Origin of the sequence: Glycomyces amatae (assembly GCF_020991375.1) — a bacterium.
Classification (GTDB): Bacteria; Actinomycetota; Actinomycetes; order Mycobacteriales; family Micromonosporaceae; genus Glycomyces; species Glycomyces amatae.
The window spans coordinates 311,559-330,994 of sequence record NZ_JAJLQZ010000003.1 but is presented as its reverse complement, the minus strand read 5'-3'; the positions used below and the strand labels follow the sequence as shown (position 1 = coordinate 330,994).

Sequence of the window (19,436 nt, the reverse complement as noted above, 5' to 3'; positions counted from 1 at the left end):
CCGCCGCGGGTGGCACGAGCCGATCGAGCCCGAGGCGACCACTCCATCCCAGGGACGCGGTGTCGTCCCCGCGGACGAAGCGCCGCAGCACCGGCGGGTCGATTCAGTCCTTGCCGGTCTCGCCGAGCCAGCGGGCGAGCCTTCCGGCCCTCGCGAGCGCCGTCAGGCGCTGCTCCGTCGCCTCCCGCGCCCTCGGGTTCGTCACCACGATGAGCTGGTCGCCCGAGCGCAGCCGGTCCGCCTTCGCCGGGACGAAGATCTTCTCCTCCCGCACCACCCCCGCGATCGCGCTCTCCTCCGGCAGCCGCAGCTCGAAGATCCGCAGACCCGCCAGCCCCGACCGCTTCGGCACCGTGACCGTCAGGACCTCCCCGTCCACCGCGTCCAGCGGCGCGGTCTCGATGTCCACCTCCTGCACGACCCCCTCCTGCGACAGCCCCAGCCGCCTCGCCACCCACGGCAGCGTCGGCCCCTGCACCAGGGTGAACACCACGACGAGGATGAACACCAGGTCCCACCACGTCTTCGCCCCCGGCAACTGCTCCGCCTGCGGGATCGTCGCCAGGACGATGGGCACCGCCCCGCGCAGCCCCGCCCACGACAGCAGCGTCTTCTCCCTGCGCGAGAAACGGAACGGCATGAGGCTCAACCACACCGACACCGGCCGTGCCACGAGCGTGAGCACCCCGCCGACGACCAGCGCCGGCACCAGCGCGTGCAGGAGGTTCCCCGGCGACGCCAGCAGCCCCAGCATGATGAACATGCCCAGCTGCGCCACCCAGCCCAGGCCCGTCGCGAACGACTGCGTCGCGGCCCGGTGCGGCAGGCGGGAGTTGCCCAGGACCAGCGCCGCCAGGTAGGCGGCGATGAACCCCGAGGCGTGCAGCATCCCCGCGGCCGCGAACGCGGCCATGCCGAGGCTGAACACCGCCAGCGGGTAGAGGCCCGACACCGGCAGCGCCAGGTGCCGCAGCACCCACGCCCCGCCGAACCCGACCGCCAGGCCGATGAGCGAACCCGCGCTCAGCTGCCACGCCAGGTCGCCGACGAGCTCGAGCGTGGTGGGGATCCCCTCGACCGCCGAGAACGCGAGCACCAGGATCACCGCGGGCGCGTCGTTGAAGCCCGACTCGGCCTCCAGGGTCCCGCTGAGCCGCTTCGGCAGGCCGATGCCGCGCAGCTCCGAGAACACCGCCGCCGCATCGGTCGAGGCCACGACCGCGCCGATGATCAGCGACGCCTGCCAGTCGAATCCGAGCAGGAGGTGCGCCCCCAGCGCCGTCACCGTCACCGAGACGCCGACACCGACCGTGGCGAGCATCGAGGCGGGCGCCACCTGCGCGGAGATCGCCCGCCACCGGGTCGACAGGCCCCCTTCGATGAGGATCAGCGCCAGTGCGAACGTGCCCAGCACCTGCGCGAGCTCGAAGTCCTCGAAGGGGATGCCGACGCCGCCCTCGCCCAGGAGCATCCCGATGCCGAGGAACACCAGGAGCGCGGGGAGCCCCAGCCGGTGGGTCGCCCGGATGGCGGCGATGGAGACCAGCACGGTGACGCAGCCGATGAGCACCGTGAGGTACAGCTGGGGCAACGTCACGTCCGGAGTTTATCCGCTGACACGTGCCCCAGGGATTTCGTCGAGTTTCCGGTCGCCGTCCGGCGTGACCTAGGATCGTTCCGTGGAAGAGCGCGAAGGCGTCGGCGTCCCCGACGGGTACGAGCGGCTGTGGACCCCGCACCGCATGTCCTACATCCAGGGCGAGGGGAAGCCGACCGGCGACGACGCCGACGTCGAGGGCTGCCCGTTCTGCGAGATCCCCAAGCTGGAGGACGCGGACGGGAACGTCGTCGCCCGCGGCGTCCACATGTACGTGGTGATGAACAAGTACCCGTACAACTCCGGGCACCTCATGGTCGTGCCGCTGCGCCACGTCCCCGACTACACCGACCTCGACGTCGAGGAGGTCGCCGAGATGGGCGCCCTGACGCAGCGGGCCATGACGGTCCTGCGCTCCTCGATGGGCGCGCACGGGTTCAACATCGGCATGAACCAGGGCCAGGTCGCGGGGGCGGGCATCGCCGGCCACCTCCACCAGCACATCGTCCCCCGCTGGGGCGGCGACGCGAACTTCATGCCGATCATCGGCCGCACCAAGACCCTCCCCCAGTACCTCTCGGACACCCGCGACCAACTGGCGGCCGCCTGGGAGCGGGTGTGACCGGCCGGGCACTATTAGAGTCAAGACCGTGCCCGCCCCGGCCCCGCGCCCGAGGGGCGGGCGCCGCACCCGTACGCCCGAACACCCATCCGGGCCAGCCTGAGAAAACAGGAGACCATGGCGAAGTTCCTCCGGACCTCCGGCCGCGCCGGTTTGCGCCGCTACACCGACGCCGCCGCGAAGGTCCTCATCCGCGTCGGCGTGTCCGCCAACGCCGTCACCGTCGCAGGGACCGCGATCGTCGTGGCCGCCTCGGTGCTGCTGCTGTCGCAGGGGCACCTGCTCGCCGGGCTGATCGTCGTCGGCCTGTCCGTGTTCACCGACCTGCTCGACGGCGCCATCGCCCGCGTCAAGGGCACCACCAGCCGCTTCGGCGCGCTGCTCGACTCGACCTGCGACCGCCTCGCCGACGGCGCGATGCTCGCGGGCCTCGGCTACTGGCTGCTGACCGAGGAGCGGTTCCTCGGCTGCGCCCTGGCCCTGCTCGCCCTCATCGCCGGCCAGGTGGTCTCGTACGTCAAGGCCCGCGCCGAAGGCCTGGGCGTCCAGGTCACCGCGGGCATCGCCGAGCGCCCCGAGCGCCTCATCCTCGCCGGGGTCGCGGTCCTGGCCGAGGTCCTCGGCGTCCCCTGGGCGATGGAGGCCGGCATGGGCCTGCTCGCCCTCCTCGCCTCGATCACCGTGGTCCAGCGCCTGGTCCAGGCGCGCGAACTGCTGGACGCCCGCGAGGAGCGCGTCGATGCGTGAGCGCCTCACCGAGCTGGCCTACCTGGCCGCCTGGCGCGGCGTGCGGCTCCTCCCCGAGCCGGCCGCGTACGCCCTGAGCCGGACCTTCGCCGACCGGGCCGCCCGCAAGAACGGCCGGGCCGTCCGCCAGCTGCGCAGGAACCTCGCCCGCGTCGTCGGCACCGATCCCGACGAGGCGCTGGTGCGCGACGCCATGCGCTCCTACGCCCGCTACTGGATCGAGGCGTTCCGGCTCCCGTCCATGAGCACCGCGAAGCTCGAGCGCCGCTTCGAGATGAACGGCTACGAGCCCGTCCACGAACGCGCCGAGCGCGGCCTCGGCTCGATCGTGGCCCTCCCGCACAGCGGCAACTGGGACTTCGCCGGCGCCTGGGTCGGCGCCGTCGCCGGCGACCCCCTCACCACCGTCGCCGAGCGGCTCAAGCCCGAAGGGGTCTACCGGCGCTTCCTCGAGTACCGCGAGTCCCTCGGGATGCGGATCATCCCCGCCTCCGGCGGCGACCGCAACCCTCAGGCGGCCCTCGGCGAAGCGCTCGGCGCCGGGCACGTGGTCGCCCTCGTCGCCGACCGGGACCTGGGCCGCAGCGGCACCGAGGTCAAGTTCTTCGGCGAGACCACGACCTTCCCGACCGGCCCGGCCCTCCTGGCCATCCGCAACCGCGTCGACCTGTTCACCGCGAACATCCACTACGAGGCCGACCGCGCCGTCTGCCACATCACCGGGCCCGTCGACACCGGCACCGGCCCCCTGCGCGAACGCGTCGCGGCCACCGCCCAGCGCATGGCCGACGCCTTCGAGGAGGGCATCCGCGCCCACCCCGCCGACTGGCACATGCTCCAGCGCTTCTGGTCCGCCGACTTCGAGCCCGCACCGGCCCCGGACCGGGCCTGACATGGGGGACCTGCGGATCGGGATCGTCAGCCCGTACTCCTTCGACGTCCCCGGCGGCGTCCAGTTCCACATCCGCGACCTCGCCGAGACCCTCATCGACGCCGGCCACGACGTCTCGGTCCTGGCCCCCGCCACCCGCACCGAGGGACTGCCCGACTTCGTCGTCCCCGGCGGCAAGGCCGTCGCCGTGCCCTACAACGGCTCGATCGCCCGCCTCGCCTTCGGCCCCCGCTCGGCCGCGCGCGTCCGCAAATGGTGCAACGAGGGCGACTTCGACGTCATCCACGTCCACGAGCCCCTCACCCCGAGCCTGGCCTGCCTGGCGGTCCTCAACGCCCGCTGCCCGGTCGTCGCCACCTTCCACACCGCCATGACCCGCTCCCGGATGCTCGCCGCCGGCAAGCATATGGCCCAGCTCGTCCTCGAGAACCTCTCGGCCCGCATCGCCGTCAGCCCCTACGCCCGCAAGGTCCAGGTCGAGCACCTCGGCGGCGGCGCCGTGGAGATCCCCAACGGCGTGCCCGTCGCCTTCTACCGCAAGGCCGCCCCCCTCGCGGGCAAGCCCGACGGCCCCACCATCGGCTTCATGGGCCGCTACACCGAGCCCCGCAAGGGCTTCCCGATCCTCCGCGAGGCCTTCGCGCGCCTCGCCGCCGACCGCCCCGACCTCCACCTGCTCGTCGTCGGTCGCGGCGACCCCGAGGCCGCCGTCGCCGGACTCGACCCCGACACCGCCTCCCGCGTCCGCTTCCTCGGCGCCGTCCCCGACGAGGAGAAGGCCTCCATGCTCGCCGGGGTCGACCTCTACGTCGCCCCCAACACCGGCGGCGAGTCCTTCGGCATGATCCTCACCGAGGCCATGGCCGCCGGGACCTGCGTCCTCGCCTCCGACATCGAGGCCTTCCGCTCCGTCCTCGACGACGGCGCCGCGGGCGGGCTCTTCGCCGTCGGCGACGCCGCCGACCTCGCCGACAAAGCCGGGCGCCTCCTCGACGACCCCGCGCTGCGCACCGCCTACGTCGACCGCGCCAACGAATGGGTCAAGCGCTACGACTGGCCCGAGGTCGCCGCCCGACTCCTGGAGGTCTACCGGGCCGCCATCGAGGCCGGCACCGAACGCCGCCGCTGAGCGGGCCCCCGACCGTGACGGGCCCTCGCGCCGGCCTCGGCCGGACACCCGCCCGTTGCCGTATGCCCGTACGATGATCCCGATGTGGTGGTTGGCCGTGCTCGTGACGATCGTGGCCGTCGTCGGCGCGTACGCGACGTGGACGGTCACCCGCGTCGAGCGCCTGCACCGCCGCGCCCGCGCCGCCGAGGCCGCGCTCCTGGCCAAGCTCGACGACCGCGCCGAGACCGTCCTCAAGTTCGTCGGCAACCCCGGCTTCGAGGAGGTCGTCGCCCTCGCCCTCTCCGTCGTCGCCGTCCCCGCCGGCACCCAGCGCCAGCGCGAGCTGCGCGAGTACGCCGAGAACGACCTCACCCGCGCCCTGCGCGAACTCGCCGAGAACCCCCTGTGGTCCGACGACCTCGACGCCGCCAACCGGCGCGTCGCGCTGGCCCGCCAGATCCACACCGACTTCGTCCGCGACGCCGTCGCCTCCCGCTCCCTCCCGGCGGCGGTCCTCCTGCGGCTCCACCACCGCCTCCCGCGCCCCGCCTACTGGGACATCGACGACCCCAGCAGCGAGTTCGGGCCGGTGTGACCGGCCTGTATCGAGAAGGCTGTGAGGCCGGTCGCGGCGTAGAATCGGCCAGGTCAGATCACCTCTCAAGGCGAAGCGTGCGAGCCGCGGGCGGCCCCCACAGGGACCGCCCCGGTGCGCAGGTCAGCCCAGACCGCGACGTACTACCTCAGATGGAGCCGGTGACCGTGTCAGAGACCCACAAGACCGAGGCCGAGGTCGGGACCGCCCGCGTCAAGCGCGGCATGGCCGACATGCTGAAAGGCGGCGTCATCATGGACGTCGTCACCCCCGAGCAGGCCAAGATCGCCGAGGACGCCGGGGCCGTGGCGGTCATGGCGCTCGAGCGCGTCCCCGCCGACATCCGCGCCGAGGGCGGCGTCTCGCGCATGTCCGACCCCGACATGATCGACGGGATCATCGAGGCCGTCTCGATCCCGGTCATGGCCAAGGCCCGCATCGGCCACTTCACCGAGGCCCGGGTCCTGGAGTCCCTCGGCGTCGACTACGTGGACGAGTCCGAGGTCCTGACCCCCGCCGACGAGGCCAACCACATCGACAAGTGGCAGTACAACGTGCCGTTCGTGTGCGGCGCGACCAACCTCGGCGAGGCCCTGCGCCGCATCGGCGAGGGCGCGGCGATGATCCGCTCCAAGGGCGAGGCCGGCACCGGGAACGTCGTCGAGGCCACCCGCCACATGCGCCAGATCCGCCAGGACATCGGCCGCCTCACCACCCTCGACTCGACCGAGCTGTACGCCGCCGCGAAGGAGCTGCGCGCCCCCTACGAGCTGGTCGCCGAGGTCGCCCGGCTCGGGAAGCTCCCGGTGGTGCTGTTCACCGCCGGCGGCATCGCCACCCCGGCCGACGCGGCCATGATGATGCAGCTCGGCGCCGAGGGCGTCTTCGTCGGCTCGGGCATCTTCAAGTCCGGCGACCCGGCCAAGCGCGCCGCCGCCATCGTCAAGGCCACCGCCTTCCACGACGACCCGAAGATCATCGCCGAGGTCTCCCGAGGCCTGGGCGAGGCCATGGTCGGCATCAACGTCGACACGCTCGCCGACGAGCAGAAGCTCGCCAAGCGCGGCTGGTAGGCCGAGAACGACGGCAGGGCCCGGGCGGACACCGCCCGGGCCCTGCCGCACCGCCTCAGCCGAGGTCGAAGACCGCGCCGCCGGTGGCGTGCAGACCGGTGCAGTAGTTCGCGAACTCCTGCTTGTAGAGCACGAACTCGCCCTCCCAGATCCCGGCGGCCTGGAACACGACCGGCGCGTACTCCTTGGTGCACACGCCGTCGACCTCGGGCAGGGCCCTGAAGTCGCCGTCCGCCGCCGCCAGCTGCGCGCAGGCCGCGAGGCCCTGCGCGTGGCCGGTCCCCTCGGGGCACGGGAGCACCATGGCGTCGCCCCGGTCGCCCCCGCGCTCGACCGACAGGAACACCAGTCCGGTGTTCTCGGGTTCGGCCGGAGCCTGTTCGGCTTGGGCGGGACCGGAACCGAGCGCGACGAGCGCGGCGGCGGCCGCGATCGCGGCGCCTGCGGAGAACAGTTTCATGGGCCGATCCTAAGGAGCGGCAGGCCGCCAATCGGCCTTCGACACACCACAACCGATCTAGTCTAGGACTCATGAACGTAAGCGACCTCGACCAGTACTCCACCCCCGAGCTCCAGCACCGCGCCTTCGACCTCGCGCGCGAGCGCCGCGACTGGCGGTTCTTCGTCGACCTCTTCCGGCACACCCCGACCGCGCTCGAATCGGAGGACCTCGACCCCGACGTGGCGGAGATCGGCGTGGCCATCGACGACCTGCTGGGGATGTGGCGCGAGGCCACCAAGGGGGACTGGGGCGCCGCCGAACCGCTCGCTCGGGCGGCCTTCATCGACTACATCGGCAAGCACGGGGGCGCCGGCGAAAGCGGGGGGACCGGGGACTAGGCGTCCTCGGGCTCCTCGGCGGTCCCCTCGTCCTTCGCGGTCTTCGCGGTCTTCGCCTGGGTCTCGCTCATCCACCAGCGCACGTCGCTGGAGAACAGCCACCACAGGGCCAGCACCGAGGCGAAGACCCACGGCGCCACGTACAGCAGGAACACCGTGGACATGAACATGCCCATGATGAACAGGACCCCGGTGGCGCCGACGGCCCACCAGCGCACCGACTTCAGGCGGGACTTGAAGCGGATCGCGCACATGGCGGCCACGATCGCCGCGAGGACCGCGATCCCCGCGACGACGAAGTTCGAGACCAGGAAGCTCTGGCCCTGGTACAGCTCGTACGCCTCCTGGGCCAGCCCGGCGGGGTCGTCGACCGGGTTCGGCGCCTGCTCGTAGATCTCGGTGAGGTCCCCGACGGTGGCCGAGCGCAGGGAGATCGTGTAGAAGGCGAGGATGTTCCCGGCGACGACGGCGGAGACGACCTGCACCCACATCGCGATCTGGAGCCGCAGGAGCTTGCGGGGCTTCGCGTGGGGGTCCGCGTCCTCCTCCGACTCGGGAGCGCCCTTGGCGGGCTCTCGGTCGCGTCCGAAGTTCGGTTGCGGGAGCATCAGCGTCAGCCTCTCAGTTGTCTTTCGGACCGAGGGAGCGGTGGTTCGCGGCCCTAGTGGTTGAACCAGCGGCGCGCGAAGCGCTCGGTCAGCGTTCCGATGATCGTAATCGGCACGATCGCGAGGCCGATGCACAGCGCCCAGTACAGCCCGCTGGTGAACAGCAGCCAGCCCAGGCCCGCCAGCGCGGCGACCTGGACGGCCAGGACCAGCAGCCACAGGACGCGCCACTGGAAGCGCAGGAGCAGCGTCGCCAGGATCAGGAACAGCGCCAGCGCGCCGAGGCCGACCGCGCCCCGGTAGACGTCGTGCTCGGCCGCCGGCGGCACGAACTCGCGCGCGGTGTGGTGCAGGAGCACGATGAGACCGCCCGTGAGCAGGGCGAGCACTGCTTCGAGCCACATGGTGTTGCGTCCGGCCCGGACGGAGCGGGGCATCGGGTTGCGCTTCGAGTTCTTGGCCATGTGTTCGTTCTCCCGGGCATGAAGGGGTGCGTCACGTTCGATCGCCGACTTTAACGGATCGTCACCGGCCCGCCGATTTCAGGCCGGTTTCGGTCACAGCGCCGATCGCGCAGGTAGCCGGACGCGGAAACCGGATTTACGCTTGACGCGCCCGTTCCCCTGAGATTCTTTGGAGTTCTCTGATGCCCGTGCCCCAGATCGGCGTGCTCGCCCTGCAAGGCGACGTGGTCGACCACATGCGCGCGCTCGAGGCCGCCGGCGCCCGGGCGGTGCCGGTGCGGCGCGCCTCGGAGCTGGACGACGTGGAGGGCCTGGTGATCCCCGGCGGGGAGTCGACCGCGATGAGCCGCCTGCTCGACGTGTTCGACCTGTTCGACCCGATCCAGAAGCGCCTCGACGAGGGCATGCCCGCGTTCGGCTCGTGCGCGGGCATGATCATGCTCGCCGACGAGGTCCTCGACGGGCGGCCCGACCAGCGCTCCTTCGGGGCCCTGCCCATGACGGTGCGCCGCAACGCCTTCGGACGCCAGATCGACTCGTTCGAGACCGAGATCGCACTCGACGGCGTCGCGGGCGGGCCGTTCCGGGCGGTGTTCATCCGGGCCCCGTGGGTCGAGCGGGTCGGCGACGACGTCGCGGTGCTGGGGCGCGTCGACAGCGGTGGCGGGGCTGCCGATGCGCCGGGCGGTAGGATCGTCGCCGTACGTGCGGGCGCCTGCCTTGCCACCTCCTTCCACCCGGAGGTGACCCCCGACGCGCGGGTGCACCAGTACTTCGTGGATATGGTCCGCAGCGCGGACGCCGGACCGGTCGAGTAAGAGGAACGAGGGACGCCGTAATGAGTGGCCACTCCAAGTGGGCGACGACCAAGCACAAGAAGGCCGCGATCGACGCCAAGCGGGGCAAGATCTTCGCGAAGCTGATCAAGAACATCGAGGTCGCGGCGCGCACTGGTGGTCCCGACCCCGCGGGCAACCCGACGCTCTTCGACGCGATCCAGAAGGCCAAGAAGAGCTCGGTCCCCAACGACAACATCGACCGCGCGGTCAAGCGCGGCGGCGGCCTCGACGGCGGCGGCGTCGACTACGAGACGCTCATGTACGAGGGGTACGCGCCCGGCGGCGTCGCGGTGCTCATCGAGTGCCTGACCGACAACCGCAACCGCGCCGCGGCCGAGGTCCGCGTGGCGCTGACGCGCAACGGCGGCTCGCTCGGCGAGGCCGGGAGCGTCGGCTACATGTTCTCCCGCAAGGGCACGATCATCGTCTCGCCGACCGAGGGCCTGACCGAGGACGACATCCTCATGGCGGTCCTCGACGCGGGCGCCGAGGAGGTCAACGACCTCGGCGAGGGCGGCTTCGAGGTCCTGTGCGAGCCGACCGACCTGGTCGCGGTCCGCACCGCGCTCCAGGACGCCGGGATCGACTACGACTCGGCCGAGGCGGGCTTCCAGGCCTCCACGACCATGGAGCTCGATGTGGAGGGCGCCCGGAAGGTGCTGAGGATCGTGGACGCGCTCGAGGACTCCGACGAGGTCCAGAACGTGTATACGAACGCCGACATCTCGGACGAGGTCCTCGCGAAGCTCGACGAGGAGTAGGACGAACGCGAAGGGGCCCGGAGCGCTTTGCGCTCCGGGCCCCTTTCGCATAGGCGGTCACGCGGCGAGCACCGGCTCCTTGCGGTACACCCGGATCGTCCAGGCGACCGCCGCGGCCGTCACCAGACCGTAGGCCGCGACGCCGAGGGTCATGTTCGCCAGCGTCACGCCGCCGATCGTCGCCAGCGCGGGCATGATGCCGCCCGCGGCCATCTGGGTCGAGCCCATGAACGCCGAAGCGGTCCCCGCGACCTGCGGCGACTGCGACGACATCGCCGCGGCGCCCGCGTTCGGGAAAACGATGCCGCAGCCCAGCATCATCAGCACGATCCCGCCCGTCACGGTCCACAGGCCCGCGAAGCCCGCGAGCTGCACCCCGCCGATCCACCCGACGCCGGCCAGCGAGATCACCATGCCGACGATCATGCGCTGCTCCGGGCGGCTCCGGTTGATGGCGATCATGTTCGCCTGGTTCCCCGCCAGCAGCGCCAGCGTGCCCACGGCGAACACCAGCGAGTAGACGCCCGCGCTCGCCCCCAGCTCCTGCTGCGAGATGAAGCTGAACGTCGAGACGTACGTGAACAGCATCGAGAAGTTCATGATCACGACGATCGTCGGCGCGATGAACCGCGCGTCGCGCACCAGGACGCCGAGCGAGGCGGCGAACTCGCGCCCGCCCATCGCGCGGCGCTCGGTCTCGGGCAGGCTCTCGGGCAGGAACCTCCACACCAGGAACGTGGTCAGCACCGACAGGGCCGCCATGAACACGAAAACGGTCTGCCACGGACCGAACCTGATGAGCTGCGCGCCGACGATCGGGCCGAGCATGGGCGCCAGCATCGTCACGAACATCATCTTCGAGGTGAAGCGGGTCATGTCGTCGCCCTCGAAGTGGTCGCGGATGACCGCGCGGGCCACCACGACCCCGGCGGCGCCGCTGAGGCCCTGCACGAAGCGCATGGCGATGAGCAGGTCGGCGCTCGTCGCGATCGTGCACACCAGCGAGGTGGCGGTGAAGACGATCATGCCGACGATGAGCGGCTTGCGGCGGCCGATGCGGTCGGAGAGCGGGCCGATGACCGCCTGCCCGAGCCCCATGCCGATCATCATCGACGTGAGGGTGAGCTGGATGCGGCTCTCGGGGGTGCCGAGGGCGTCGGCCATGGCGGGGAACGCGGGAAGATAGAGGTCGATGGCGATCGGCGCGGTCGCGGAGAGCGCGCCGAGGACGAACACCATCGTGGCGATGAAGCGACGGGAGTGGCCGTCGGCGGCGACGGGCGGTATGAAGGCAGCAGCAGACACAGTTGTTCCAACCAGTGGATCGCGGAGCGGAGGAAGGCAGGCCGTGCCCGTCGTTCGCCTCGTTGCGCCGATGGGGGGCGAGTGCGGTGCGACCGGCCGACTACAACGAAATCATGTGGCTAGCCGACCGGCAAGTGGTTTATGGGCTAGGCCACCAGTCCGATTTCCGACGCTTGCCGATCCGGTCGGGCGCACCCGCCGACGTGCTTGCGGGGCGTTCGTCGGTGGGGCCGGATAAGCTGGCGCGAATCGAGCGACAGGAGGAGCGCGTGCGCGTCATGGGGATCGACCCGGGCCTGACCCGATGCGGGGTCGGGGTCGTCGACGGCCGTCCCGGAGCCCCGGGGACCATGGTCGCCGTCGAGGTGGTCCGCACCGATCCCGAAGCGCCCCTTGCCGACCGGCTCCTGGCCCTCGACGACGGCCTGCGGGCGCTCCTCGAGGCGCACGAGCCGGAGGCCGTCGCGGTCGAGCGGGTCTTCTCGCAGCACAACGTGGCCAGTGTCATCGGCACCGCCCAGGCCTCGGGAGTGGCCCTGCTCGCCGGGGCCCGCCGCGGCCTGCCGACCGAGACCTACACCCCCTCCGAGGTGAAGAACGCGGTGTGCGGCAACGGGACCGCCGACAAACGGCAGGTGACCGCCATGGTCACCCGCATCCTCCGCCTCCAGGAGGCGCCCAGGCCCGCCGACGCGGCCGACGCGCTCGCCATCGCGATCTGCCACCTGTGGCGCGGCGGCGTCAAGGCCCGCATCGCCGAGGCGCAGGCCCGCACCGCAGGCGCGTCCGCGCCCCGGATCCGCAAGGGGAGCAACCGATGATCGCCCAGCTCACCGGCACCGTCGCCGCAGTCGGCGAGGCCTACGCCGTGGTGGACGTCAACGGCGTCGGCTACGCCGTCCACGCCGGGGCCCACACCCTCGCCAACCTCAAGGTCGGCTCCCAGGCCGTCCTGGCGATCTCGACGATCGTCCGCGAGGACTCGATCACCTTGCACGGGTTCAACACCGCCGACGAGCGCGACCTGTTCGAGCTGCTCCAGAACGCCCAGAAGATCGGTCCGCGGATCGCCCGCGACGCCATCGAGGCGCTGCGGCCCGACGTCATCCGCCGCGCCATCGCCACCGGTGACACCAGCACGCTCTCGCGCATCCCCGGCGTCGGGAAGAAGAGCGCCGAGCGCATCGTCCTCGACCTCGCGGACAAGATCGGCCCCGTCGACCTCGGCGCCGCCCCCAAGCAGGCCGGGGGCCGCCCCGGCGGGTGGCGGGTCCAGGTCGGCCAGGGGCTCCAGGCGCTCGGCTGGAGCGCGAAGGAGGCCGAGACCGCCATCGCGAAGCTCGACGCCGAGGGCGCCGACGGCACCGACGTGCCCACGCTCCTCAAGCAGGCCATCCGACTCCTCGGAAAGCGATAGACAGGGCGATGGAAGAAGAAGACTTCAGCACCGAGACCGGCGTGAGCCCCGCGGAGTGGGACGCGGCCCTCACCGCCGCCGAGGCCACCGAGCTCGACCGCCTCGTCGAGGAGGGCATCCGCCCCGGCAAGCTCGACGACGTCATCGGCCAGACCCGCGTCCGCGAGCAGATCAGCCTCCTGCTGGAGGGCGCGCGGCGGCGCGGGGCCTCGCCCGACCACCTGCTCCTGTCGGGCCCGCCCGGCCTCGGCAAGACCACCCTGGCCATGATCGTCGCCGCCGAGCTCGGCGTGGGCCTGCGCCAGACCTCCGGGCCGGCCATCGAGCGCTCGGGGGACCTCGCCGCGATCCTCACGAGCCTCGGCCCGAACGAGGTCCTGTTCATCGACGAGATCCACCGCATCGCCCGGCCCGCCGAGGAGCTCCTCTACACCGCGATGGAGGACTTCCGCGTCGACGTCATCGTCGGCAAGGGCCCCGGCGCCACCGCGATCCCGCTCGAGCTCGAGCCGTTCACGCTCGTCGGCGCCACCACCCGCGCCGGGCTCCTCACCGGGCCGCTGCGGGACCGCTTCGGGTTCCTGGGCCAGCTCGAGTTCTACGACGCCGCCGAGCTGGAGGCGATCGTCACCCGCTCGGCGGGCATCCTCGACGTGGCCATCGCCCCGGCGGGGGCCGCCGAGATCGCCGGGCGCTCGCGCGGGACGCCCCGGATCGCCAACCGGCTCCTGCGCCGCGTCCGCGACTTCGCGCAGGTGCGGGCCGACGGGGTGATCACCGCGGCCGTCGCCGCCGAGGCGCTCGCCCTCTACGACGTCGACGACCTGGGCCTGGACCGGCTCGACCGGGCCGTCCTGCGGGCGCTCACCGGCACCTTCAACGGCGGGCCGGTCGGCCTGTCGACCCTCGCGGTCGCGGTGGGGGAGCAGTCCGACACCGTCGAGGAGGTCTGCGAGCCGTTCCTGGTGCGCGCCGGGCTCCTGGCGCGCACCCCCCGCGGGCGCGTCGCCACCGCGGCGGCCTGGCGCCACCTCGGCCTGAACCCCCCGGCCGCCGAAGGGCTGTTCGGTTCCGGCGACGCGTAGGGTTGGCCTACCAGGCGAGGACGGAACGTCACCGTACGCGGGATAGACTCCGCCCACGTCACCCATCGAGACAGTGACCAACCACTACGAAAGGCACCATCGTGCTTGCAACCGCAGACGTCCTGGCACAGGAAAGCGCCGGCGGATCGAACATCATGTTCCTCGTCATGATCGTCGGCTTCATCGCCCTCATGTACTTCGTGATGATCCGCCCGCAGAAGAAGCGGCAGCGTGAGCAGCAGGACATGCAGAACACGGTCGCGCCGGGTGCCCGCGTCATGACCATCGGCGGCCTCTACGGCACCGTCGTCGACTCCGACGAGGAGTCCGTCACCCTCGAGGCCAGCGACGACACCTTCCTCGTCTTCGCCCGCCAGGCCATCGCCAAGGTCGTCACCCCGGCCGAGTCCGAGACCGCCGAGGAGTCCGTCTCCGAGGAGGAGGCCACCCTCAGCGACGAGGACCTCGACAAGCTCCGCGACGCGGCCCCCGAGGCCGGTACCGAGGAGAACGGCGACGGCAAGGACAAGCACGCGGGGAAGCCCGACCGCAAGGAGTACTAGGCCCTTCTCCGCCTTTGAGGCACCCGTCCTAGAATGAGCCCCGCCGAGGGTATGTGTGCGAGCCCACTCCCTCCGGTCGGAGCGCTCACACGCGAGCGCGACGGCCGGCGCCCGCTACCGTCTGGCGTGGGCCTCATCGCGCCCACCCCTATCCGAGTTCTGAGGAAGAGACCGACCATTGGCTTCAGTAACGGGCGCTGACCGCCCACGGAAGAAGATCCAGCGCAAGCGACTGCCGGTCGCCCCCTACTTCGTGGCCCTCCTGTTGGTGGTCGGGATCCTGTGGGCGGCCGCGCTGGCGGGTGCGGGATGGAAGTTCCCGACGCCGAAGCTCGGTCTCGACCTGCAGGGCGGGCTGTCGATGACGCTCACGGCCTACCAGCAGGGCACGGACGACCCCCCCACGGCCGAGACCATGGAGCAGGCCCGCCAGATCATCGAGGGCCGCGTCAACTCGACCGGTGTCGCCGAGCCCGAGGTGTACGTCGAGGGCACCGAGAACATCGTGGTCAACGTGGCCGGCGACGAGGTCGACGAGCAGGCGCTGCGTGACGTCGGCGCCCCCGCCGAACTGCGGTTCCGGCTCGTCACCAACGCGGTCGAGGACTACTCCGCGCTCGAGGAGGCCCTCGCCGAGGAGAGCCCGTCCGAGGAGCCCACCGACGAGGCCGCCGAGACGCCGACCGAGGAGGCCGCCTCCGAGGACGCCGGCGAGACGCCCAGCGCCGAGGACGGCGAGACCCCCACCGGCGAGGCGACCTCCGAGGACACCTCCGGTTCGGGCCAGGCCGAGACCACCGACGACGCCGACGTCACGATCGACGACGTCTGGGCGAAGGTCGGCGATGAGGCGGCCGCCGCCGCGCAGGCGCTCACCGCCGCCCCCGCCGACGAGGCCACCATGGCCCTGCTCGAGCCGTTCGGCGAGCTCACCCCCGAAGAGGTCTCCCTCCTCCCGGCGAACGTCCAGTTCTTCGTCCCGCAGATCACCTGCGAGCAGCTCGACAACCGCCCGCCCGGCGCCGTCCAGCAGCCCGACGTCGAGGTGACCGCGTGCTCGGCCCCCGAGCCCGCCACCGCCGACGACCCGTCGCTGACGTTCTCGTACAAGTACCTGCTCCAGCCGGCCACCGTGCTCGGCTCGGACGTGACCACCGCGGACGTCGGCACCGACCAGGCCAACCTCAACCAGTTCGTGGTCAACGTCCAGTTCTCCTCCGAAGGCGCCGACAAGTGGAGCGCCCTCACCAACGAGGGCCTGGGCTCCCAGGTCGCGATCGTCCTCGACAACGAGGTCGTCAGCGCCCCCACGATCCAGGAGGTCTCCTCCAACTCGACGCAGATCTCCGGCGAGTTCACCGCCGCCGAGGCCAACCAGCTGGCCGACCAGCTCAACTTCGGCTCGCTGCCGACCACGTTCGTGGTCGAGACGGTCAACGAGGTCACCGCGACGCTCGGCGTCGACCAGCTCGAGGCGGGCATCTTCGCGATGGCCATCGGCATCGCCCTGGTGATCGTCTACTGCTTCGTCTACTACCGCATCATCGGCTTCGTGGTCCTCGGCAGCCTCATCGTCGCGGCCGCGATCCTGTACCCGACGGTGGCGCTCCTGGGCTCCCAGATGGGCCTCACCATGACCCTCGCGGGCATCGCGGGCTTCGTGGTCGCCGTCGGCATCACCGCCGACTCGTTCGTGGTCTACTTCGAACGCATCAAGGAGGAGATGGCGGGGGGCCGGTCGGCCCGGTCGGCCGTGCCGCGGGCCTGGGTCCGGGCGCGCCGGACGGTCCTGTCGGCCAGCGCCGTCTCGATCATCTCCGCCGTGGTCCTGTACATCCTGGCCATCGGCCCGGTCCGGGGCTTCGCCTTCACGCTCGGCCTGTCCACCATCGTCGACCTCCTGGTGGTGTTCGTGTTCACCCACCCGATCGCCGAATGGATGGCCCGGGGCAGGGTCCTCAACAACGTCCACCTCTCGGGGCTTCACTCCAAAGCGACCCCGGCCACCGGCGATGCGGCCGCGAAGGCTTAAGGAGATCCGATGAGCACCAAGCAGACCGAACAGGGCCAGAAGCGCCCCAACGTCTTCAGCCAGCTGTACCGCGGCGAGACGGACTTCCAGTTCGTCAGGCACCGCAAGAAGTTCTACATCGCCTCCGCGGTGGTCATCGCCGCGCTCGCGGTCGTCATGTTCACCAAGGGCTTCGTCCTGGGCATCGACTTCGCCGGCGGCGTCCAGTACAACGTGCCCGTCGCCGACACCTCGGCGACGCTCGAGGACGTCGAGGGCGCGGTCGAGGGCGCCGGGGCCGAAGTGGCCTCCGGCCAGGTCGCGGGCACCGGCGACGGCCGGTCCTACGTCGTCCGCGTCGGGGAGCTCGAGTCCGACCAGGTCGAGGCCGTCCGCACCGCCATCGCGGACGAGACCGGCGTCGGCACCGACGCGATCTCGGTCTCCGAGGTGTCGGCGACCTGGGGCGCCGCCGTCTCGGAGCAGGCCCTCATCGCGCTGGTGGTCTTCCTGATCCTGGTTGCGATCTTCATCTGGATCCGGTTCGAGCGGCGCATGGCCCTGGCCGCCATCGCGGCGCTTCTGCACGACATGGTGCTGACCGCGGGCTTCTACGCGCTGGTCGGCTTCGAGATCACGCCCTCGACCATCGTCGGCATGCTGACCATCCTGGGCTACTCGCTCTACGACACGGTCGTGGTCTTCGACAAGGTCCAGGAGAACACCGCGCAGCTGCTCAAGTCGCGCAACCAGACCTTCGCCGAGGGCGTCAACGACGCCATCAACCAGACGCTGATGCGCTCGATCAACACCTCGATCATCGGCGTCCTGCCGGTCGCGGCGCTGCTGTTCGTGGGCGTGGGCCTGCTCGGCGTCGGCACCCTGAAGGACCTCGCGCTCGTCCTGTTCATCGGCATGGCCGTGGGCGCGTACTCCTCGATCTTCCTGGCCGCGCCGTGGCTGGTCGACATGGCCGAGCGCAGTGCGATCTACCAGCGGCACAACCAGAAGGTCGCCGCGAAGCGCGCGGGCGAGGAGGACGAGGGCCGGCCGGCCCGCAAGTCCGCGAAGGCCGCGGCGGCTGACGACGACCGTATCGAGTTCGCCAAGACCGACGAGCTCCCGCTGGAGCTCATCGAGGAGCCCGCGCCGGCCAGGGCCGGGGCGTCGGCCTCGCGGTCCGGCGGTTCGAACCCGCGGCCGGGCGGTTCGAAGAAGCGCAAGCGCCGCTGACGCGGCGCACGGAAACGGCGGGCGGACCCGATGGGTCCGCCCGCCGCCGTTCACCCCGGCTCGTTCCCGGAGCCGACTACTCCGTGCGCCGCTCGCCCTTCATCCTGCCGGCGGCGTCCTGAGCCTTCTCCTTCGCCGAGTCGGCGAAGTCCTGGACCTTGTCCCCGGCCGGGGACTCCTTGGCCTTGTTGTAGAGCTCCTCGCCCTTCTCCCGGGCGTTCTCGCCCTGCTCGGAGAACCGGTCCTTCGCTTCGTTGAACTTGTCCTGCATACCCACGGTGATTTCCTCCCTGTGTGAGTCGCTATCACTATATGAGTGATGAATCGATCACGCAGCGTTTTGGCGTACATCCCGGGTCGACGCCCGAACGCTACCCCGGGATGACGCGGCGGGCCCCGACCGCTCCGTACCGTCGCCCCCATGATGAGCACACCGCAACCCAGCAGCCCCCGCCGCGCCCGCACCGCGATCGTCGCCGGCGGCGGCGTGGCGGGCCCCGTGGCCGCGATGGCCCTGCGCAAGGCCGGTATCGAGGCCGTCGTGTACGAGCCCTACGCGCCCGGCACCGGCAGCCGCGGCGGCGCCATCACGCTCGCCTCCAACGGCCAGAACGCCCTGGCGACCGTCGGCGCCGACAAGGCCGTCCGGGACGCCGGGTGGGTCACCCCGCGCATGATCATCCAGAGCGGCACCGGCAAGGTCCTCGCCTCGATGGACGACCTGCCGGGACTGCCGCCCCGCGTCACGCTGCCGCGCGGCGCCCTCGTGGACGCCCTCCAGCGCACGGCCGCCGACCAGGGGATCGAGTTCCGCTTCGGGAAGCGTTTCGCGGACGCGGTCGACACCGGCCACAGCGTCATCGCCCAGTTCGACGACCACACGACCGCCGAGGCCGACGTCCTGATCGGCTGCGACGGCATCCGCTCGACGGTGCGCTCCCGGATCGACCCGGCCGCCCCCGTCCCCCGCTACACGGGCCTGATCGGCCTCGGCGGCTACGTGGACGGCACCGGCGTGCCCGACACCGGCGGCGCCTGGCACTTCGTCTTCGGCCGCCGCGCCTTCTTCGGCTACGTCGTCCACGGCGACCACGCCAGCTGGTTCGCGAACATGCCGGTCAAGCGGCTCGACCGGGACGCACTGCGCGCCACCGGGTTCGACGAGTGGATGCGGCGGATGCGGGAGGCCTTCGCCGACGACGCGGGCCCGGCGCTCCAGATCCTCGACCACGTGACGCCCGAGGGGTTCACCACGCCCTCGCCGCTGGAGGACGTCCCGCACGTCCCGGTCTGGTCGAAGGGCCGCATCGCGCTCATCGGCGACGCCGCCCACGCCACCTCGCCCTCCTCCGGCCAGGGCGCGAGCCTCGCGGCCGAGTCCGCGGTCGAACTGGCCCGGTGCCTGCGGGACCTCCCGGTCGAGGAGGCCTTCGCCGCCTACACGCGGCGGCGGCGCGGCCGGGTCGAGCGCATCATCGCCGCGGCGGCCCGCACCAACCAGTCCAAGGCCGCGGGCCCGATCGCCGCGCGCATCAGGGACGCGGTCATGCCGTTCGTCATGGAGCGCTTCGCGACCCCCGAGAAGTCCGCCTGGCAGTACGAGTACCGCATCGACTGGGACGCGGCGGCCTGAGACGAGGTTTCACGGCGCGGCGCTCCGGGCATCCGTCCGC

At 71.5% G+C, this 19,436-nt stretch carries 22 protein-coding genes; 16 read left to right on the top strand and 6 right to left on the bottom strand.

The features are described 5' to 3' along the window. Nucleotides 1–103: 103 nt before the first annotated feature. Nucleotides 104–1,597: a potassium/proton antiporter gene (locus LO763_RS06665; RefSeq protein WP_230601179.1), complete on the bottom strand. Its 1,494-nt coding sequence runs from the start codon at nt 1,595–1,597 to the stop codon at nt 104–106. Nucleotides 1,598–1,679: 82 nt separating this feature from the next. Between LO763_RS06665 and LO763_RS06660 the strand changes: the two genes are divergently transcribed. From LO763_RS06660 to pdxS, 6 genes are all read left to right on the top strand, one after another. Beyond that, on the top strand, nt 1,680–2,219 hold the full coding sequence (locus tag LO763_RS06660) for an HIT family protein (protein ID WP_230601178.1): 540 nt from the start codon (nt 1,680–1,682) through the stop codon (nt 2,217–2,219). A 117-nt stretch (nt 2,220–2,336) separates the two neighbouring features. Next, nucleotides 2,337–2,966 carry a phosphatidylinositol phosphate synthase gene (gene pgsA, locus LO763_RS06655; protein WP_230601177.1) on the top strand — a complete coding sequence of 210 codons (630 nt, stop codon included), beginning with the start codon at nt 2,337–2,339 and terminating at the stop codon, nt 2,964–2,966. Further along, nucleotides 2,959–3,858 carry a phosphatidylinositol mannoside acyltransferase gene (locus tag LO763_RS06650; protein ID WP_230601176.1) on the top strand — a complete coding sequence of 300 codons (900 nt, stop codon included), beginning with the start codon at nt 2,959–2,961 and terminating at the stop codon, nt 3,856–3,858. Before pgsA ends, LO763_RS06650 begins: the two co-directional genes overlap by 8 nt. A gap of 10 nt (nt 3,859–3,868) precedes the next feature. Beyond that, nucleotides 3,869–4,987: a glycosyltransferase family 4 protein gene (locus LO763_RS06645; protein WP_369431936.1), complete on the top strand. Its 1,119-nt coding sequence runs from the start codon at nt 3,869–3,871 to the stop codon at nt 4,985–4,987. 82 nt (nt 4,988–5,069) lie between these two features. Further along, nucleotides 5,070–5,564, top strand: a complete 495-nt coding sequence (locus LO763_RS06640; RefSeq protein WP_230601174.1) for a hypothetical protein — start codon at nt 5,070–5,072, stop codon at nt 5,562–5,564. Nucleotides 5,565–5,716: 152 nt separating this feature from the next. Then, a complete protein-coding gene (pdxS, locus tag LO763_RS06635) occupies nt 5,717–6,637 on the top strand; it encodes a pyridoxal 5'-phosphate synthase lyase subunit PdxS (RefSeq protein WP_439650269.1) in 921 nt (306 codons plus the stop codon). Nucleotides 6,638–6,692: 55 nt separating this feature from the next. Here the strand turns inward: pdxS and LO763_RS06630 are convergent, their stop codons facing one another. Then, nucleotides 6,693–7,097, bottom strand: coding sequence for an SSI family serine proteinase inhibitor (locus tag LO763_RS06630; protein WP_230601173.1), 405 nt, complete (start codon nt 7,095–7,097; stop codon nt 6,693–6,695). 71 nt (nt 7,098–7,168) lie between these two features. Here LO763_RS06630 and LO763_RS06625 point away from each other — a divergent pair, with 71 nt between their 5' ends. Continuing rightward, nucleotides 7,169–7,477, top strand: a complete 309-nt coding sequence (locus LO763_RS06625; RefSeq protein WP_230601172.1) for a hypothetical protein — start codon at nt 7,169–7,171, stop codon at nt 7,475–7,477. Here the strand turns inward: LO763_RS06625 and LO763_RS06620 are convergent. Both LO763_RS06620 and LO763_RS06615 read right to left on the bottom strand, forming a co-directional pair. After that, a complete protein-coding gene (locus LO763_RS06620) occupies nt 7,474–8,085 on the bottom strand; it encodes a hypothetical protein (protein ID WP_230601171.1) in 612 nt (203 codons plus the stop codon). The genes LO763_RS06625 and LO763_RS06620 overlap by 4 nt on opposite strands. 53 nt (nt 8,086–8,138) lie before the next feature. After that, nucleotides 8,139–8,549 carry a hypothetical protein gene (locus tag LO763_RS06615; protein ID WP_230601170.1) on the bottom strand — a complete coding sequence of 137 codons (411 nt, stop codon included), beginning with the start codon at nt 8,547–8,549 and terminating at the stop codon, nt 8,139–8,141. Nucleotides 8,550–8,731: 182 nt separating this feature from the next. On the opposite strand from LO763_RS06615, the gene pdxT reads away from it, so the two are divergent. Further along, nucleotides 8,732–9,367 (top strand): pyridoxal 5'-phosphate synthase glutaminase subunit PdxT, encoded by a 636-nt coding sequence (gene pdxT / locus LO763_RS06610; RefSeq protein ID WP_230601169.1) that lies wholly within the window; start codon nt 8,732–8,734, stop codon nt 9,365–9,367. 20 nt (nt 9,368–9,387) lie between these two features. After that, nucleotides 9,388–10,149: a YebC/PmpR family DNA-binding transcriptional regulator gene (locus tag LO763_RS06605; RefSeq protein ID WP_230601168.1), complete on the top strand. Its 762-nt coding sequence runs from the start codon at nt 9,388–9,390 to the stop codon at nt 10,147–10,149. A 57-nt stretch (nt 10,150–10,206) separates the two neighbouring features. Here the strand turns inward: LO763_RS06605 and LO763_RS06600 are convergent, their stop codons facing one another. Then, nucleotides 10,207–11,454, bottom strand: coding sequence for a multidrug effflux MFS transporter (locus LO763_RS06600; RefSeq protein ID WP_230601167.1), 1,248 nt, complete (start codon nt 11,452–11,454; stop codon nt 10,207–10,209). A gap of 269 nt (nt 11,455–11,723) precedes the next feature. On the opposite strand from LO763_RS06600, the gene ruvC reads away from it, so the two are divergent. From ruvC to secF, 6 genes are all read left to right on the top strand, one after another. Further along, nucleotides 11,724–12,275 carry a crossover junction endodeoxyribonuclease RuvC gene (gene ruvC / locus LO763_RS06595; protein WP_369431928.1) on the top strand — a complete coding sequence of 184 codons (552 nt, stop codon included), beginning with the start codon at nt 11,724–11,726 and terminating at the stop codon, nt 12,273–12,275. Further along, on the top strand, nt 12,272–12,871 hold the full coding sequence (gene ruvA, locus LO763_RS06590; protein WP_230601166.1) for a Holliday junction branch migration protein RuvA: 600 nt from the start codon (nt 12,272–12,274) through the stop codon (nt 12,869–12,871). Before ruvC ends, ruvA begins: the two co-directional genes overlap by 4 nt. Before the next feature lie 8 nt (nt 12,872–12,879). Continuing rightward, complete coding sequence (ruvB, locus tag LO763_RS06585; RefSeq protein ID WP_230601165.1) at nt 12,880–13,956, top strand: Holliday junction branch migration DNA helicase RuvB; 1,077 nt, start codon at nt 12,880–12,882, stop codon at nt 13,954–13,956. 101 nt (nt 13,957–14,057) lie between these two features. Beyond that, nucleotides 14,058–14,519, top strand: coding sequence for a preprotein translocase subunit YajC (gene yajC, locus LO763_RS06580; protein WP_230601164.1), 462 nt, complete (start codon nt 14,058–14,060; stop codon nt 14,517–14,519). Between the two features lie 178 nt (nt 14,520–14,697). After that, on the top strand, nt 14,698–16,551 hold the full coding sequence (gene secD / locus LO763_RS06575; RefSeq protein WP_230601163.1) for a protein translocase subunit SecD: 1,854 nt from the start codon (nt 14,698–14,700) through the stop codon (nt 16,549–16,551). 9 nt (nt 16,552–16,560) lie between these two features. Next, complete coding sequence (gene secF, locus LO763_RS06570; RefSeq protein ID WP_230601162.1) at nt 16,561–17,763, top strand: protein translocase subunit SecF; 1,203 nt, start codon at nt 16,561–16,563, stop codon at nt 17,761–17,763. A gap of 76 nt (nt 17,764–17,839) precedes the next feature. Here secF and LO763_RS06565 read toward each other — a convergent pair whose 3' ends face one another. After that, the gene (locus tag LO763_RS06565) at nt 17,840–18,040 is read right to left on the bottom strand and encodes a hypothetical protein (RefSeq protein ID WP_230601161.1); all 201 of its coding nucleotides are present in this window, start codon (nt 18,038–18,040) and stop codon (nt 17,840–17,842) included. Between the two features lie 144 nt (nt 18,041–18,184). Between LO763_RS06565 and LO763_RS06560 the strand changes: the two genes are divergently transcribed. Beyond that, on the top strand, nt 18,185–19,396 hold the full coding sequence (locus LO763_RS06560) for an FAD-dependent oxidoreductase (protein ID WP_230601160.1): 1,212 nt from the start codon (nt 18,185–18,187) through the stop codon (nt 19,394–19,396). Nucleotides 19,397–19,436: the final 40 nt, after the last annotated feature.